The organism is Allobosea psychrotolerans, assembly GCF_002917105.1.
GTDB lineage: Bacteria > Pseudomonadota > Alphaproteobacteria > Rhizobiales > Beijerinckiaceae > Allobosea > Allobosea psychrotolerans.
The window spans coordinates 459,799-475,513 of sequence record NZ_PQFZ01000003.1; the positions used below are offsets into that span (position 1 = coordinate 459,799).

Below are 15,715 nucleotides of genomic sequence, written 5' to 3' on the forward strand. Positions count from 1 at the left end.
TTGCATCCTTCTGTCGTGCCTGTGCAATCTGCGGCATGACATTGGCTCATAAAAGAACCAATCTTGTGCTGAAAAAGCCAACCAATCTGCCGGATTGGTCGACGCTCATACCGGTGCTGCCAGGCGAGGGGCCTCGCACGAGAGAGCTCTACGCGGCGATCCGGCGGTTGATTGAAGCCGGCGCCGTGCCGGCCGGGGCCAAGCTGCCGACGACGCGCGATCTCGCCGGGCGCTTCGGCCTCTCGCGCGCTTCGGCGGTCGCGGCCTTCGAGATGCTGACGGCGGACGGTTTCGCCGAGGCCAGGGTCGGCGCGGGAACCTTCGTCGCGGCGCAAGTCCCGCATCTGCCGGTGGCGGCCGTCAAGGATCGCGGGCCGGATCTCGAGGTCCCGCCGCCTCTGCCTTGTGCGCTCGGCGTAGCCACGCCCGATGCGCGCACGCTGCGGGTGTTCCGGAGCCTCCTGGCGCGGCGCCTGGCGCGGCCCGGCCCGGAGCATTTTCACTATGGCGATCCGCGTGGCGGGCTCGCGCTTCGCCAAGCCATCGCCGCTTATCTGCGCTCGGCGCGGGGCGTCCGCTGCGATGCGGAGCAGATCATCGTGACCTCGGGCTCCCAGCAGGGGCTCGATCTGCTGATCCGCGCTGCGATCCGCCCAGGTGACGCCGTCTGGATCGAAGATCCCTGCTATCCCATGGCGCATGCGGCGCTCGCCAATTCCGGCGGCCATGTCGTCGGCGTACCCGTCGATTCCGAGGGGCTGGATCCGGCTCTCGGCGAGGCGCTCTGTCCGCGAGCGCGGGCCGTCTACGTCACGCCCTCGCATCAGTTTCCGCTTGGCATCACGATGACGATGCGCCGCCGCCTGGCCCTGATCGACTGGGCGCGGCGCAACGAGGCCTGGATCATCGAGGACGACTACGACAGCGAGTTCCGCTATGCCGGGCCGCCGCTCACCGCCTTGCAGGGCATGGATGCCGAGCGCCGTGTCGCCTATCTCGGCACCTTCTCAAAAGTGCTGTTTCCAGGGTTGAGGGTCGGCTACGCCGTCGTGCCGGAGCCGCTGCTCGATGCCGTGCTCGAGTTGCGCGCTCGCACGGACAGGCATCCGCCGAGCCTGGCCGAAGGCGCGCTGGCGGATCTGCTGAACGAGGGCCATTTCGCCGCGCATCTGCGCCGCAGCCGCCGGCGGGTCCATGCGGCACGCGATGCGCTGGTGGCGGGACTTCAGGCTTCCCGCGCCGGCGCTCTGGATGTGACCGTGCCGGAGCAGGGGCTGCATCTGGTGGCGAAGCTCATATCCGCGCGCCGCGATGTCGAGATCGTCGCGGCCGCGAAGGCGGCAGGCGTCGGCGCGCGGGCGCTGTCCTCGATGTTCGTGACGGCCCAACCGCAGCAGGGGCTGGTCCTGGGATTTTCAGGGTTTGCGGATGACGAACTGCGCGCTGCGGCGGCCAGGCTCGATGCGCTCCTCAGGTGACGTGGCCTTGGCGGGAAACATCGGGCGCGCGGCTAGATGGCGTCGAGCGGCCACAGCATGCGTTCGAGCTCGGCCAGTGTCGCCGCCTTTTCGTGCCAGTCCGGGATGGCGATCTTGCGCATGGGATCGCTGGCGCGATGCAGGAAGGTCAGCGTCAATAACCGCCGCGTCAGGGCCGGATCGATCTCGGCGGGCGGATAGCCGAAACCCTGCAGCAGGCTCCGCACGCGGCCCGGTCGCCCCTCGGTCATGAAGGCGCTGGGGCCCAGAAGATCGTATTCGCTCCAGCCGGCGAGGACGTCTCCGAAATCGAAGAGGCCGGCGAGCCGCCAGCCATCACCATCGGGCTCGAGCAGGAAATTCTCGGGGATGTATTCGCCGGTCAGGATGACGGGGGCAGCATCCATCGGGATCAGGACCGGGGCGGCGGCGATCAGCGCATCGAGTTCGTCCCAGTATTTCTCCGGCAATCCCAAGCGGATCTGGCGCGTCCGGCAGCCCGCGATCTGTCGGGACATGAACGCGGCCCAGCCGGGTTCGATGAGCGCGAGCTCGCCGATCGGCGCCCGCTGGACCTGAGCGATCGTCTCCCCGATCTGGCGGAGAACGATCTCCTTCCAGCTTTCGGGCAGGAGCGGCCAGACGTCCGAGCCGAGCGTGCCGCTGAGGCGGGTCATCGCGAGATAGGGCCACTGATCCCGCTCGCCTTCGAGGACGATCTCAGGCGTGGGGATATCGAGCCGCCCGCGCAATTGCTTCAGCGTGATGCGCTCGGAGATGAACTGGCTTCTGAGGGCGGGGGGAAAGATCTTCAGGACCAGATCCGGGCCGAGACCCAGGACGAGATTGGTACCCGTGGCAAAGATATGAGGATTGTCCGCAGGCAAGCCATGGCTGCGCGCGATGTCGAGCGCTGCCGGCAACCAGCCTGCCGTCTCCTCACGCCAGGCCGCGAAAGCCTGCCCGGTCTCCAGCAATGGAAGGCCCGTCATCTCAGCCGGTCGGCGCTGCGTCGTTGGTTTCAGGCTTGCGCCGAAATCCCGTCGCCAGCACGTAAAGCTCAGAGGAATCCGGACGGCTCGCCGCTGGCTTGACGTTGCGCACCAAGGTGAAATCGCGCTTGAGCTGCTTGAGCAGTTCGGCGCTGTCGCCGCCCTGGAAGAGTTTCGCCAGGAAGAAGCCGCCCGGCGCCAGGATGCCATTGGCGAATTCGAGCGCCGCCTCGGCCAGCGCGATGATCTTGAGATGGTCGGTCTTCTTGTGGCCGGTGGTGTTGGCCGCCATGTCGGACATCACGCCGTCGGCGCGCCCGCCAAGCCGTTCCGTCAGGAGGGCGGGGGCCTCCTCTGCCATGAAGTCCATCTCGATCAGATCGACGCCGGGGATCGGATCGACATGGAGCAGATCGATGCCGACGATGCGGCCCTTGCCCTGTTCAAGGCCGATGCGCTTGGCTGCGATCTGGCACCAGCCGCCGGGCGCGCAGCCGAGGTCTATCAGCTTCTGTCCCGTCTTGAGGAACTTGTAGCGGTCGTCCATCTCCTCGATCTTGAAGGCGGCGCGCGAGCGATGGCCGAGTTCGCGGGCCCGCTTGACATAGGGATCGTTGAGCTGGCGCTCGAGCCAGAGCTGTGAGGAATGCTTGAGCTTCCCCGCCTTCTTGACCTTGACCCGCAGGTCGCGGGCTCCGGCGACATTCGATTTGCCGCCCAGTTTGCCGACACTCATGGCTGTTCGCCCATATCCTTTTGCCGGCGCTCAGCCAGCTTTCATCGTCGTGCCGGCCTCATGCCTGCCTGCGCCGCCACCAGGCGCGATCCTCGTGCATCATCCTGAGCAGGATGCCCTCGCGCAGGCCGCGATCGGCGATGCGGACGCGGTCGCTCGGAAAGGCCCGGCGGATCGCCTCGAAGATGGCGCAGCCCGCGAGCACCAGATCGGCGCGCTCACGGCCGATGCAGGCATTCGCCGCCCGAGCGGCATAGTCCATTTCGACCAATTGGTCGATGACCGTCAGGATATCTTCCTGCCGCATCCATAGGCCATCAACGACGCGGCGATCATAGCGGGGCAGGCCGAGATGGATGCCGGCGACGGTGGTCACCGTGCCGGAGGTGCCGAGCAGATGGAAGCTCTTGGCGCAGCGCACCGCCGAGGCCTTCTTCGCGAAGGGCTCGAGCGCCTGCGTGCAATCCTCGACCATGCGCTCGAAGAGGGCGCGATCGACATCGACACCGCCATAGCGCTCGGCGACTGTGACGACGCCGATCGGCAGCGAAGCCCATTCACGGATGCGCGCGGCAGGGTCACGCGCTTCGTTGCGCCCGCCCATCCAGACGATCTCGGTGGAGCCGCCGCCGATATCGAAGACGATGACGCCTTCGGCTGCGGGATCGGCGAGGGCGGCGCAGCCCGATACTGCGAGCGAGGCCTCGGTGCGCTGGTCGACGATCTCGAGTTCGAGCTCGGCTTCGTCAGCGACGCGGCGGACGAATTCGAGTCCGTTGGTCGCGGCGCGGCAGGCTTCCGTCGTCACCAATCGGGCGCGGGTGACGCCGCGATTCGTCATCTTGGTCTGGCAGACCTTCAACGCCTCGACGGCGCGGTCCATCGCCGCCTCGCCAAGCTTGCCGCTGGCGGCCAGGCCCTCGCCAAGCCGGACGATGCGCGAAAAGGCGTCGACGACGCGAAAGCCGTGCTGCGCGGGTCTGGCGATCAGCAGGCGGCAGTTATTGGTGCCGAGGTCGAGCGCGGCATAGGTGGCGGCGGGCGGGCGCTGCGCATAGACGTGCACGGGCAAGGGCGTGACCGCGCCACCGGGCATCGCGCCGATCATGAGCGAATCGCCGTTATGGGCCTGCACCGGCGCCATGGTCGCGACGCCTTGCTCCTGCCGGTCCTCCACCGCCACCGCTTCCAATCCCCTGGCCGCCTGCAGGCGCTTTCACGCTGTGGCGGGAGCCGGACAACACGCCCGGCCGCTTGCTTCGGACGCGAGCGTAACAACAGCACGATGGCAGTGCCAAGCGGAACCTTTCGCTGCGGCCGACACCGGCCATCATGCTGGTCATCATGCTCTTGCCGCGCGCTCCCGGTTTCGGCCAGTCTGCGGTCAGGTCGCAGCAAGTCGATCGTCAATTGGCCAGGGACGGAAGCCTCATGGGCGCAGCACGCCATATCCTCGCGATCGACCAGGGAACGACCTCCTCGCGCGCGATTCTGTTCGATGAGGGATTGCGCGCCGTCGCCAGTGCCCAGCAGGAATTCACGCAGCATTTCCCTGCTTCGGGTTGGGTCGAGCATGAGCCTGAAGACCTATGGGTGACTGTGCTGGCGACCTGCCGCGCAACGATCGCGAAGGCCGGCCTCAGTGCGGGCGACGTCGCGGCAATCGGAATCACCAATCAGCGCGAGACGACGCTGATCTGGGACCGCAGCACGGGCCACGCTATCCACCGCGCCATTGTCTGGCAGGACCGGCGCACGGCGGAAACTTGCGCGAAGCTGGTCGAGGCAGGGCATGAGGCGCTCGTCGCCGAGCGGACGGGCTTGCGGATTGACCCCTATTTCTCCGCGACCAAGATCGCCTGGCTGCTCGACAATGTACCAGGCGCCCGCCGCCGGGCGGAGGCCGGGGAGCTCGCCTTCGGGACGGTCGATTCATTCCTGCTCTGGCGGCTGACAGGCGGGGCGGTGCATGCGACCGACGCGACCAATGCGGCGCGCACCATGCTGTTCGACATCGGGCGCGGCGTCTGGGATGCGGAGCTGCTGGCACTGTTTGGGGTTCCGGCCGCGCTCCTGCCCGAGGTCAAGGATTGCGCTGCGCTGTTTGGCGAGAGCGCGGCGGAGCATTTCGGCAAGCCGATCCCGGTGCGCGGCATCGCCGGAGATCAGCAGGCGGCGACGATCGGGCAGGCCTGCTTCTCGCCGGGCATGGTGAAGTCGACCTATGGCACGGGCTGCTTCGCCTTGCTCAATACGGGGGCCGCGCCGGTCGCCTCGAAGCACCGGCTGCTCAGCACCATCGCCTACCAGTTCGGCGGCGAACGAACCTATGCGCTCGAGGGCTCGATCTTCATCGCGGGAGCTGCGGTGCAATGGCTGCGTGATGGGCTCGGCATCATCGAAAAGGCGAGCGATACCGGGCCCCTGGCGCAAGCGGCCGATCCGGCGCAGGAGGTGTATCTGGTGCCGGCCTTCGTCGGCCTTGGCGCGCCGCATTGGGATGCGCAGGCGCGCGGCGCGATGTTCGGACTGACGCGGAACAGCGGTCCGCGCGAATTCGCCCGGGCTGCGCTCGAAAGCGTCTGCTACCAGACGCTCGATCTGATCGAGGCGATGCGGGCCGACTGGCCGGCAGCGGGGCAGGGCCAGTCGGTCTTGCGGGTCGATGGGGGCATGGTGGCTTCGGACTGGACGATGCAGCGGCTGGCCGACATTCTAGACCTCGCTGTCGATCGCCCCTCGGTGCTGGAGACCACAGCGCTGGGCGCGGCCTATCTCGCCGGGCTGGATGCGGGGCTGCTGCCGGAGCCCGATCGTTTCGCCGATCTCTGGCGGCTCGACCGGCGCTTTTTGCCGGCGATGGCCGGGAGCGAGCGGGAGCGCAAGGTCGCAGGCTGGCGCGACAGCGTGCGCCGGACCTTGAGCGGAGCGTGAGCCCCGCTCTCAGCCTTGAGCCAATGCCTCGAGCTTTTTGAGGTCGGTGATGGTCATGGTCTTGCCGTCGACCGCGATACCGTGCTCGCGCAGGACATTGAACAGCCGCGACAGATTGGCCGGCGACATGCCGAGTTCATAGGCCAGGGCGCGTTTTGAGAAGACGATCTCGACGGTCGCGGAGCGACCGCTCGGATCCATCTCGGCCAGAATCCATTGCGAGAGCCGCTGTTCCGCCGTCCGCAGCTTCTGGTCGAGAAGCCGCTGCGTCATCGCCAGATAGGTCCCTGAGACATGCACCAGCGCGGCGTTGCAGACGGCCTGGTCGTCGCGCACCGCCTTCAGAAAAGCCGCCGTTTCGACGGCGATGGCTTGGCAAGGCTCGCGCGTGACGATCGATAACGCGGCGGGTTGATTTCGGATGGTGGCGGCCACCTCGAACACCATCGGTGCCGTTGTCGTGGCGAGGATGGTTTCGGCATCGTTCAACCGGGCCCAGGCTTCGATGGAGCCGGAGCGCAGGCAGTAGATGTAGCGCGGAATCTGGCCGACCTTGTTGATCTCGATGCCGGCCGAGAAGGACTGGAAGATGCAGCTTGGCGCGAGCTCGCGCAGCGTGTTTTCCCGTGCGTCGGAGAACAACGCGAATGTCCTCAGCGCCGATATGGCGATGTCAGGCATCATCATGCTCGTGGCGTTTTGCTTGGCCGACCGTCATGCGATCCGGCGAGAAGCTGATCCGGACCGCAGCCAGCGACGGGCTGCAATGGCGCTGTCGCAGCCCGTGCGGCCGATTTGTCAGATCGGTAGTCGGAAATTGGTTATATAGAAAAGACATCTTCACTTTTCGAAGATTTCGAGCGTGTTCGGAAAGACCGCGATTCATTTATGCAGGTATAATATCAATCCCGTGCCGCGCTACCTCATCATGGTTGCAGCATCGCGTTTAGCCATGCGTTGCAGCATTGGGCGCAGGCCGATTTTGCAGAAATGACGGCGTGCTCCCTCCGGGGCGCTCCATGGCCTGCCTGTCCGCTCCCACTGTGCCGAGGGAGATGGCGGGCGCCGTGGTTGGTGGGCTCGCAAGCGCGCGCGACCGCCCTCTGATTTGAGCGGGCGCAGGGCTGCGTTGCACGCGGGCCTGCGCAGTATCCGATTCGGAATTCCAAGCTTCTCTAGAATCGATGTAAACTACTGTTGTTGCAATAGAAATTTCCATTTGCTATGGCACGTCGCAGTGCCGCTGAGTTGTCGTGGCCATGCGGAATGCGCGTGGTTTGGCGATGTCCGAGCCTTCGCCGCCAGCCCGTTTTGGGGTGAGCCAGCCGTTTCTTGGATGTGCGCCCGCTCGGCCATGTCGGACTTAAGCCGCAACGGGGCCGTAAGGACCCAGGGCGCTGACGATTGGGACCAGACACAGCGATGGATTGTAGGAAGCGTGTCATCCGCCTGGAAACGAAACGCCAGGGCAAGGTCCGCCGTTGCGAGCGGGCGCGTTGCAATCTCGATTGCGGCGCAGCCTCGATGTGGCGGCCATGAGCATGCGTCGTGATGTGAGCGTCTCGCGCTTCTGGCCGGGCGCGCTGCGCTGGAGCGTGGCGGCGCTCGTCGTCGCCGGCGCCCATGCCGGAGCCGGTTGGACGATCCTGAACTGGCAGCAGGCCGAGGCTGCGGTGGGGGAGCCGCCGGCGGCCGTGATGATCGAACTCGCGCCGATCGCGGTTGCGCCAGAAGCGCCGCCGCAGGAGGTCGCCCCCGGTCCTGAAATGGTCGAGGCCCAGCCGGAGCCAGCGCCTGAACAGGTCGTCGAGAAGCCGCCCGAGGAGACGCCGCCCGAGCCTGAGCCGGTGGTGAAGCCGGTCGAGCCGATGCCGGAGGTCCCGCTGCCGGCGGTGCATCCCGAGCCCGAGATCAAGCTGCCCGACATGCCGCAGGTCGCCGATGCGCCGGTGGTGCTGCCGCCGCCTCCGCCGCCGCCACGCCCGGTGGTGCAGCGCAAGCCGCCTCCGCCCAAGCCCCGCGTGGCCGAGAGGCGCAAGCCGATCGAGCCTGACCGCCCGCAGATGCGCCAGACCTCGGCACCGCCGAGCGCGCAGGCCCAGACGGCGCCCAGCATGGCCGCTCCCTCGGCCGGGGCCGCTTCTGCGCCGTCGGTGTCGCCGGCGAGCTGGCGCGGCACGCTGATCGCTCATCTCAATCGCTACAAGCGCTTCCCCGGCGGGGCGAGCCCCGGCACGGTGCAGGTCGCCTTCAGCATCGATCGAGGCGGGCGCGTGCTCTCGGCGCGTCTGGCGGGGTCCTCGGGCGACGCGATCCTCGACGAGGAGGCCGTGGCGATGGTCCGGCGTGCGAGCCCGGTGCCGGCGCCGCCGCAGGGCATCGGTGGCGGAACGATCGCTCTGGCCGTGCCGGTCAGGTTCTCACGCTGAGCTTGTTGAGGGTCAGGGTCGGGGGGGGCTGTCGGCCTGGTCGAGCCGAGGGGCTGGCGCCTGCCGGCTGGCGACGGCAAAGCCTGCCAGGATCAGCGCGACCCCGATGAGATGGAACGAGCGGACGGGCTCGCCCAGCAGGAGGAAGGCGAGCGTCGCCGTGAACAGCGCGACAAGGTGGAAGGACGCGCCGGTCACGGTCGCTCCCAGCATGGCGACGCAACGGTTCCAGAGCACGAAGGCCAGGAGCGAGGCGAAGACGCCGATATAGAGCACGGCGGCGATCGAGCCGGCATCGAGCGGGATTGTCGCGCCGCGGGCGAGTTCGGTCACCCAGAACGGCATCAGCACGAGCAGGCCCGTCACCATCGTCGCGGCGAGGAAGACGAGCGGGTCCAGCGCGGCGGGTTTGCGCCGGATCAGGACCGAGTAGAGTGCGTAGTTTGCGACCGCGATCAGGACGAGGATCTCGCCGCCGCCGAGCGACAGATGCCCGAGGCCGACGAGATCGCCGCGCGACACGATCCAGGTGACGCCCAGGAAGGAGAGGGCGATGCCGAACAGGGTCTTGGGCCGCACGGGCTCGACACCGAGCGCGAAGGCGGCGAGCGGCACCATCAGCGGCAAGGTCGAGTTCAGGAAGGCAACGCTGGCCGCCGGCACGGTCTGGAGGGCGAGATAGCCCAATGCGTTGTAGCCGGCGACGCCGAAGGCTCCGCAGGCGAGGATGAGAAGAGCGTGCTGACGCAGGAGCTGCCGCTGCCCATAGGCGCGCCGCGCCACAAACGGGGCGAGTACGACGAATGCCACGAGCCAGCGCCCGACGGCGAGCGAGACCGGTGGAAAGGTCGACCCGAGTGCCCGGCCGAGCACGAGGTTGCCGGCCCAGAACAAGGGCGGCAGCCAAAGCAGAAGCGCAGGGCGCGCCCAAAGGCGAGCGGCGAGCCCCGGGACGGGATGTATCATGCCGCACCGTCGAGGCCGATGCGCAGGCGGCGGTTGTGACGGCCCTTGTTGTCGATCTTGAGGATGCGGATCGGGCGTGACGCCCCGGTCGCGGCGAGATGCGTCCCGCCGCAGGCCTGGCGGTCGAGCCCGACGATCTCGACGACGCGGATCGTGCCGTCGGGGGCCGGCGGTGGCGCGACCGAGCGCGAGCGGATCAGGCCCGGTTCGTCGAAGGCCGCGCTTTCGGTGACGTAGGCATCGCGGACGGGCAGGTTTTGCCTGATGACGTCGTTGATCGCCGGCTCCAGAGCGCGCAGCCGGTCGTTATCGGCCTCCGGCAGGTCGAAATCGATCCGGGCGCTGCCGTCCTCGTTCATCTGGACGCCGGTGACGAGCGCGCCGTTGAAGGACTGGTAGACCAGCGCATTGACGACATGGAGGCCGGTATGGAGCTCGCGCATGAGCTGGCGGAAGACCGGATCCACGACGGCCTCGACCGACCCTGAGGGCAGTTCGACAGGCCCCGCCAGAACATGCCAGAGCTTGCCTTCCTGCGCCTCGAAGCCGACCACACGGCTCTCGCCGCCGGCCCAGCGCAGGAGGCCGCGATCGGGCAATTGCCCGCCGCCGCCGGGGTAGAACGGGCTCTCATCGAGGAGCAGGCGCCCGGGCGCTGTTTCCGTCACCGTGGTGGCGAGCGTGAGCGTGTCTGGATTGTCGAGGCAGTAGTGGCGGGCCATGCCGGTGATGTCCTGAGGCTTGAGCCGGCGGCCGCCGCTCCATAGCGGCAGCCGGCGGTCCGGTGTTCAGGACAGCCTGGCAGAATCGCGGCGGGCGCTATTGGCTGGAATTGCGCGGCGGCGTTCAGCCCCGCGTTGCCCGCAGCCATTGCAGCGGCGTGATGCCGAAGCAGCGCTTGAAGTGCTTGTTGAGCGCGCTCTGGTCGCAGAAACCCGCGGCGAGGGCGGCCTCGACGATCGGCGTGCCGGCCTTGAGTTCGCGGAAAGCCGCCTTGAGCCGGACCTGCGTCAGATAGGCGTGAGGCGTCAGGCCCGTCGCCCGCTTGAACAACCCGATGATCTGGAACGGCGTCAGGCCAACGACCGCACCCATTTCGTCGAGCGTGAGCTCTTCAGTGTAGCGCTCGTTCATCAGCGCCTGGACCAGGCCGGCGAGCTCGCGGTCGCGCGGCGCGGCGGGAATGGGCTCGCCGCCGCTGCCATGGCGGCGGAACAGCACGCCGAAGCTGCTCACGAGCAGCTCATGCTCCTCCAGCGCGTCGCGGCCGTCGTCGAGCGCCTGGTGCAGGGCCAGGAAGGCGGCGACCAGAGCCTCGTCCCTGACGGCATTGGCGGTGAAATAGGGCGTCGCAGCAATACCGAGCGAACGGCCCACCGCCTCAATGGCGGGCTTGCTCAGATAGAGGCCGCGATAGCGCCAGCGTGTGCTCCAGCCCATACGTCCCGAATGGGGCTCGGCCGGGTTGAACACCAGCAACGTGGCAGCGCTTGCCTCCTCGGTCGCCCCCCGGCTCTTGAATTCCGAGCCGCCGGCCTCGGTGACCGCGACGACGAAGGCGTCATGGCTGTGCGGCGCGTATTCGTGGCTGGTGAAATCGGCCGCAAGGCAGCTCAGACCGGGAACATGGCGATCCCGCCAGTAACGTGAGCTGTTGCGCGTATCGATGCGAGCCAAACCGCCAATCTCCCGGATCACAGCATAACCAAAGCCGGTGGCCGTCGCGACCTTTCGTTCCGCGACCTATTGCAGCCGCGAGCGTGCGATGATCGCTGCGGCGTCGACCCCGCGCGGCAGGCTGCCGAAGGCCCGGTTCGGCAAACCCTCCAGCCGCGACGCGAGATAGGCATCGGCGACAGCCGGGATCGAGTGGCGTACCAACAGGGAGGCCTCCATGACGGTTGCGATCATCGCCGTGATCTGGCGCGCGCGGTGCTCCAGCTCGAGCGGGTCGGAGAGCTCCACTTCCAGGGCGTCGATTGCGGTGTCGAGACGATGGTCGACGCCTCGCGCCAGAGCGAGTTCGTCGAGCAGTGCGGCAACCGAATCGGGCTCGCGCTGCAGCGCGCGCAGGACGTCGAGGCAGATGACATTGCCCGTGCCCTCCCAGATCCCGTTCAGCGGCGCCTCGCGATAGAGCCGCGCCATCGGCTGCTCCTCGATGAAGCCATTGCCGCCATGGCATTCCAGGGCTTCGGCGATGAAGGCCGGCACACGCTTGCAGTTCCAGAATTTCGCGACGGGGGTGAGGATGCGCTCCAGGAGGCGGGCCTGCTCCGAGCCCGCCGCGCTCTCGTCCACGGCGCGGGCAAGACGGAAGGCGATCACGGTTGCAGCTTCCGATTCGAGGCAGAGATCGGCCAGCACATTGCGCATCAAGGGCTGGTCGGCGAGCACGCGCTGAAAGACCCGGCGGCCATGGGTATGGTGCAGCGTCAGGTTCAAGGCCCAGCGCATCAGCCCGGCCGAGCCGATGGCGAAGTCGAGCCGGGTCAGATGGGCCATCTCGATCGCGGCCCGGACGCCGCGCCCTTCCTCGCCCAGCAGGATGGCATAGGTGTCGTCATATTCGATCTCGCTCGAAGCGTTGGAGCGGTTGCCGCATTTGTCCTTCAGCCGCTGGATGAAGAAGCGGTTGCGCGTCCCGTCCGGCAATGAGCGCGGCACGAAGAAGCAGGATGGCCCCTTCTCGGTCTGGGCAAGCGTCAGGAAGGCGTCGCTCATCGGTGCCGAGCAGAACCATTTATGGCCCGTCAAACGGTATTCGCCGCCGGTTCCGCCGCCATTGACCGGCTCGGCGCCTGTCGTATTGGCCCGCAGGTCCGAGCCGCCCTGTTTCTCGGTCAGGGCCATTCCGATCGTGACGGCGGTCTTGTCATCCACGGGAATGGCGCGCGGATCATAGGCTTCCGCGAGAGCCTTGCCTTCCCACAGCGTGCGAATGGCAGGCACGAGGCGCAGGCTTGGTATTGCCGAATAGGCCATTCCGGTGGGGCAGCCGACGCCATTCTCGATTTCATTCCAGAGATAGCTGAGAGCCGCTCTTCCGGCATGGGCGCCGGGCCGGTTCGCGGTCCAGGCGAGGGAATGCACGCCCGACCCGAAGGCGAGCCCCATCAAGGCATGGTAGCTCGGATGGAACTCGACGGCATCGATCCGGTGCCCGAAGCGGTCATGGCTCTTCAGCGCGGGGCCGTGCTTGTTGGCGAGATGGGCATGTTCCTGAATCTCCGGGTCGCCGGCGGCGGCGCCGAGCCTTGAGGCGCGGTCTGCGACCCATCCCGCTCCTTCGCGATCGACCGCCTCGCGCAGGATCCGGTCCGCCTCGAAGAGATTGACACCGGTCAGAGCGCCGGACTGGTTGGTGACTTCATGTGTCGTCGCCGGATAGATCCGCGCATCGATCATCGACGGCATGCCAATCCTCCCCTTCGTTGTGGCTCGGGGGAGTGTAGGCCCGTGCGGGCACGGTTATTGGCTAAATTTGCACGGGGGCCGCTCTTGCAGGAGCTGCGCAGCCCGCGGGCAGGGGGGAGGTCACAAAGACTTGTTTTCTCCGGAAAGTCGGCGAATTCGAATAAAATCTGAATTAATTTAGGACTATCATTGCCACATTAACCGACAATATATGAACAATGGCCGGCGATCCATGATGTGGATCGCCGGCCGGTCAAGCTGCCAGACAATATGGGAACCGGCCGTTGGTGTTGTATTCGGTTTCGTGTTCTGTAACCTAATCTAGCGATGGCGATGGTTTCCCGCTTTGCATCCCGCCTCGGCCTCAATTAGTATTGCCTCCAGGGTAGGACGCCAGTGGGCGGGGCTGGCACGGTTAGGGGTTGTATTGATGTTGAGAGGAACTGAGCCTCTCCAGATTTGGGAAATCATATCTTCGCCCGCCGGAAATGCTGCGTTGCAATACGCAGCGGAAGGAGGGGCTCCTCCACTTGAGCCTTTGATTGGATTGATTGAAGAGTGGTGGGGTCAGTGGCTGGACGATGATCGCGAGGATCACCTGCGGCGCTTGCATGAGATGGTGGCGCGCCTGATGGCAGCCAATGGCTGGGAAGAGGCCGGCTTTAGGCCGGTGCGCAGCGGGCGCTTCATCACCGAGGCGATGACGTTCCGCCGGGCGGGGTTCGGCCGGCTGCAGTAGCTCGATGAGAGGGCCAAGCAGCCTGTCAGGCCAAGAGGTCGCCGTCAGGCCAGGAGCAGGTCGTCCTGCACGACGAGGCGGCCGATCAGGCCGCGCTGCCGGTCGAGGCAGGCCTGGAGATCGTATTTTGCCACGACCGAGTTGCGTGCCGCCTGACGCAGCCCCGCGAAGGAGGTCTGCTTCTCCAGCGCCTCAGTGATGGTCCCGGCCAGCGCCGCTTCGTCGAAGAACGGCACAAGCAGGCCGTTGACCCGGTCCGTGATCACTTCCTGGACCGGTGGCGTGCGCGAGCCGATGACGAGGCTGCCACAAGCCAACGCCTCCAGCACCGACCAGGACAGCACGAAGGGCGTGCTCAGATAGACATGAGCGGCCGAAACCTGGAACAGCCGGATCAACTCCTCATAGGCGAGCCAGGGAATGTGGACCATCTGCGCGCCGAAGCCGGTTTCCTCCAGCATGGCTTCGCGCCATGTCCGCCCATCCGGACGCGGCCTGCCATAACCGGGCCCGTCTCCGCCCACCGCGACGAAGATCGTGTCAGGCCGCCTGCGTGCAACGAGCGCCGCGGCGCGCATGAACTGCGGATAACCGCGATAGGGGTCGAGATCGCGCGCCGCGAAGGTCACGACCGGATCACCGCGCCGCAGCTGGCGGCCGTCGGGCAAGCTGAAACTGGCGTCCGGATTGGGGTGGCACACCGCCATGTCGATGCCGTCATGGCAGATCGCGATGCGCGAGCGCAGGCTGCGGGGATACTGCAGCTGTTGCCAGCGCGTCGGCGCATAGGCGGCGTCAAGCGTTTCCAGCGTGACGAGCTGAGCCGCGTTGCGCATGCGGATGCGTCGGCGCTCCGCATCGGAGACCGGCGAGGACGGATCGAAATCGAGATCCGAGCCGGCGCCGTTGTAGTAATATTCGCAATAGCCGATTAGCGGCACGTCCGGCAGCGCATCCCTGGCGAAGAGCAGGCCGCCCCAGCCGATATGGCCGATGACGGCGTCGGGCGGATCGTGGCGCCGCAGCCGTGCGAGTTCGGCCGCCACGGCCTCTCCGGTCCGGACATGGTAGTCGGTCGCCGCCAGGGTGGCATGGGCCGTCGACGGCTCGCCGACCGAATAGATCACTTGCCTGAGGCCCGGCCGCTCCTGCTCGGCCCGTTCGGTGATGAGCGTGACCTCGGCGCCCTCGGCGAGGAGGCGCGCGATCAGGTGAGCAAATTGACCTGATCCTGAACGATGAACGAATAAGATGTGCATGAGGCGAGCAGGATCCCTCCATAGCGCAACGCATCGCTCCACCATTGTTCCAGGCGGCGCAGCGTGTCGTGGGTGGTCTGAAGATCGGACTCGAGGTCGATCTCCGGATTCTGGCCGAACTGGCTGGTCTCATCGAGCAGGCGCAGCCGCTCGCAGAGAAGCTGTCCTTTGGGCGAGAGCGATATCCGGGCAAGGCGCCGGTCGCGCGGCGACGCGCCGCGATCGAGATAGCCGCTCTCGACCAGCTGCTTGAGATTATAGGACGCGTTCGACCCGACATAATGGCCCCGGTCGAGCAGATCGCGCACCGCGATCTCGCCTGCGCCGATCGTCAGCAGCACCATCACCTGTGACGGTGAGATGTCGTCGACTCCAAGCTTGGTCAATTCAAGCCGCAAATAGTCGAGGAAGCGCCGGCTGACCCGCTCGATCATGCGAGCGAGATCGAGCTGCGAGACGAAGCCGCGCATGGGACTAGCGTCTGCGTCGCTTCGCCTGCTCGGACTCCTGTGATCGCCGTTGAAGGTCGTGCCTAGGATTTGATCGCCGCTGTGCGGTTTGGAATGCATTCCCTGCTCCGCCTGATTTCAAAATGTGCAATCTGTCCCCCATGAATCCCCCGCCGCCACCAAATAGCCTATACGCAAAGCACATGCCATCCAAGATGTCGCAGGCGTAAGATTTTATCGACCTGTGGATAGATGTGAACTGTTTCGAAATTCAAACTATCGCATCTTTTTGACTTAATTGTCGGCTTTGTTCAAT

The 15,715-nt window shown here is 66.4% G+C and carries 14 protein-coding genes; 4 read left to right on the forward strand and 10 right to left on the reverse strand.

The features are described 5' to 3' along the window. Window positions 1-65: 65 nt before the first annotated feature. Window positions 66-1,478: a MocR-like pyridoxine biosynthesis transcription factor PdxR gene (gene pdxR / locus CYD53_RS07840; protein WP_103717506.1), complete on the forward strand. Its 1,413-nt coding sequence runs from the start codon at window positions 66-68 to the stop codon at window positions 1,476-1,478. Window positions 1,479-1,510: 32 nt separating this feature from the next. On the opposite strand, the gene CYD53_RS07845 is transcribed toward pdxR, so the two are convergent. The 3 genes from CYD53_RS07845 to CYD53_RS07855 are packed head-to-tail and all read right to left on the reverse strand — an operon-like array spanning window position 1,511 to window position 4,350. Further along, window positions 1,511-2,470, reverse strand: coding sequence for an aminoglycoside phosphotransferase family protein (locus tag CYD53_RS07845; protein ID WP_103717507.1), 960 nt, complete (start codon window positions 2,468-2,470; stop codon window positions 1,511-1,513). Between the two features lies 1 nt (window position 2,471). Next, window positions 2,472-3,206, reverse strand: a complete 735-nt coding sequence (locus tag CYD53_RS07850; RefSeq protein ID WP_103717508.1) for an RlmE family RNA methyltransferase — start codon at window positions 3,204-3,206, stop codon at window positions 2,472-2,474. A gap of 58 nt (window positions 3,207-3,264) precedes the next feature. After that, on the reverse strand, window positions 3,265-4,350 hold the full coding sequence (locus CYD53_RS07855; protein ID WP_181011759.1) for a Ppx/GppA phosphatase family protein: 1,086 nt from the start codon (window positions 4,348-4,350) through the stop codon (window positions 3,265-3,267). Between the two features lie 287 nt (window positions 4,351-4,637). On the opposite strand from CYD53_RS07855, the gene glpK reads away from it, so the two are divergent. Continuing rightward, window positions 4,638-6,140, forward strand: a complete 1,503-nt coding sequence (gene glpK / locus CYD53_RS07860; protein ID WP_103717572.1) for a glycerol kinase GlpK — start codon at window positions 4,638-4,640, stop codon at window positions 6,138-6,140. A 9-nt stretch (window positions 6,141-6,149) separates the two neighbouring features. On the opposite strand, the gene CYD53_RS07865 is transcribed toward glpK, so the two are convergent. Beyond that, complete coding sequence (locus tag CYD53_RS07865; RefSeq protein WP_181011751.1) at window positions 6,150-6,821, reverse strand: helix-turn-helix domain-containing protein; 672 nt, start codon at window positions 6,819-6,821, stop codon at window positions 6,150-6,152. A gap of 854 nt (window positions 6,822-7,675) precedes the next feature. Between CYD53_RS07865 and CYD53_RS07870 the strand changes: the two genes are divergently transcribed. After that, entirely contained in the window at window positions 7,676-8,569 is an 894-nt protein-coding gene (locus tag CYD53_RS07870) for an energy transducer TonB family protein (RefSeq protein WP_103717510.1), read from the forward strand. A gap of 12 nt (window positions 8,570-8,581) precedes the next feature. Here CYD53_RS07870 and CYD53_RS07875 read toward each other — a convergent pair whose 3' ends face one another. The 4 genes from CYD53_RS07875 to CYD53_RS07890 all read right to left on the reverse strand — a co-directional run bounded on the left by CYD53_RS07875 (window position 8,582) and on the right by CYD53_RS07890 (window position 12,952). Further along, a complete protein-coding gene (locus CYD53_RS07875) occupies window positions 8,582-9,535 on the reverse strand; it encodes a DMT family transporter (protein WP_103717511.1) in 954 nt (317 codons plus the stop codon). Continuing rightward, window positions 9,532-10,257, reverse strand: coding sequence for an alanyl-tRNA editing protein (locus tag CYD53_RS07880; RefSeq protein WP_103717512.1), 726 nt, complete (start codon window positions 10,255-10,257; stop codon window positions 9,532-9,534). Before CYD53_RS07880 ends, CYD53_RS07875 begins: the two co-directional genes overlap by 4 nt. 124 nt (window positions 10,258-10,381) lie before the next feature. Then, window positions 10,382-11,212, reverse strand: a complete 831-nt coding sequence (locus CYD53_RS07885) for an AraC family transcriptional regulator (RefSeq protein ID WP_103717573.1) — start codon at window positions 11,210-11,212, stop codon at window positions 10,382-10,384. Window positions 11,213-11,278: 66 nt separating this feature from the next. Continuing rightward, window positions 11,279-12,952 (reverse strand): acyl-CoA dehydrogenase family protein, encoded by a 1,674-nt coding sequence (locus CYD53_RS07890; protein WP_245928132.1) that lies wholly within the window; start codon window positions 12,950-12,952, stop codon window positions 11,279-11,281. 496 nt (window positions 12,953-13,448) lie between these two features. Between CYD53_RS07890 and CYD53_RS07895 the strand changes: the two genes are divergently transcribed. Beyond that, window positions 13,449-13,691 (forward strand): hypothetical protein, encoded by a 243-nt coding sequence (locus tag CYD53_RS07895; protein ID WP_146055850.1) that lies wholly within the window; start codon window positions 13,449-13,451, stop codon window positions 13,689-13,691. Between the two features lie 44 nt (window positions 13,692-13,735). Here the strand turns inward: CYD53_RS07895 and CYD53_RS07900 are convergent, their stop codons facing one another. Further along, window positions 13,736-14,950: a glycosyltransferase gene (locus tag CYD53_RS07900; RefSeq protein WP_103717514.1), complete on the reverse strand. Its 1,215-nt coding sequence runs from the start codon at window positions 14,948-14,950 to the stop codon at window positions 13,736-13,738. Further along, complete coding sequence (locus tag CYD53_RS07905; protein ID WP_103717515.1) at window positions 14,899-15,420, reverse strand: MarR family transcriptional regulator; 522 nt, start codon at window positions 15,418-15,420, stop codon at window positions 14,899-14,901. Before CYD53_RS07905 ends, CYD53_RS07900 begins: the two co-directional genes overlap by 52 nt. Window positions 15,421-15,715: the final 295 nt, after the last annotated feature.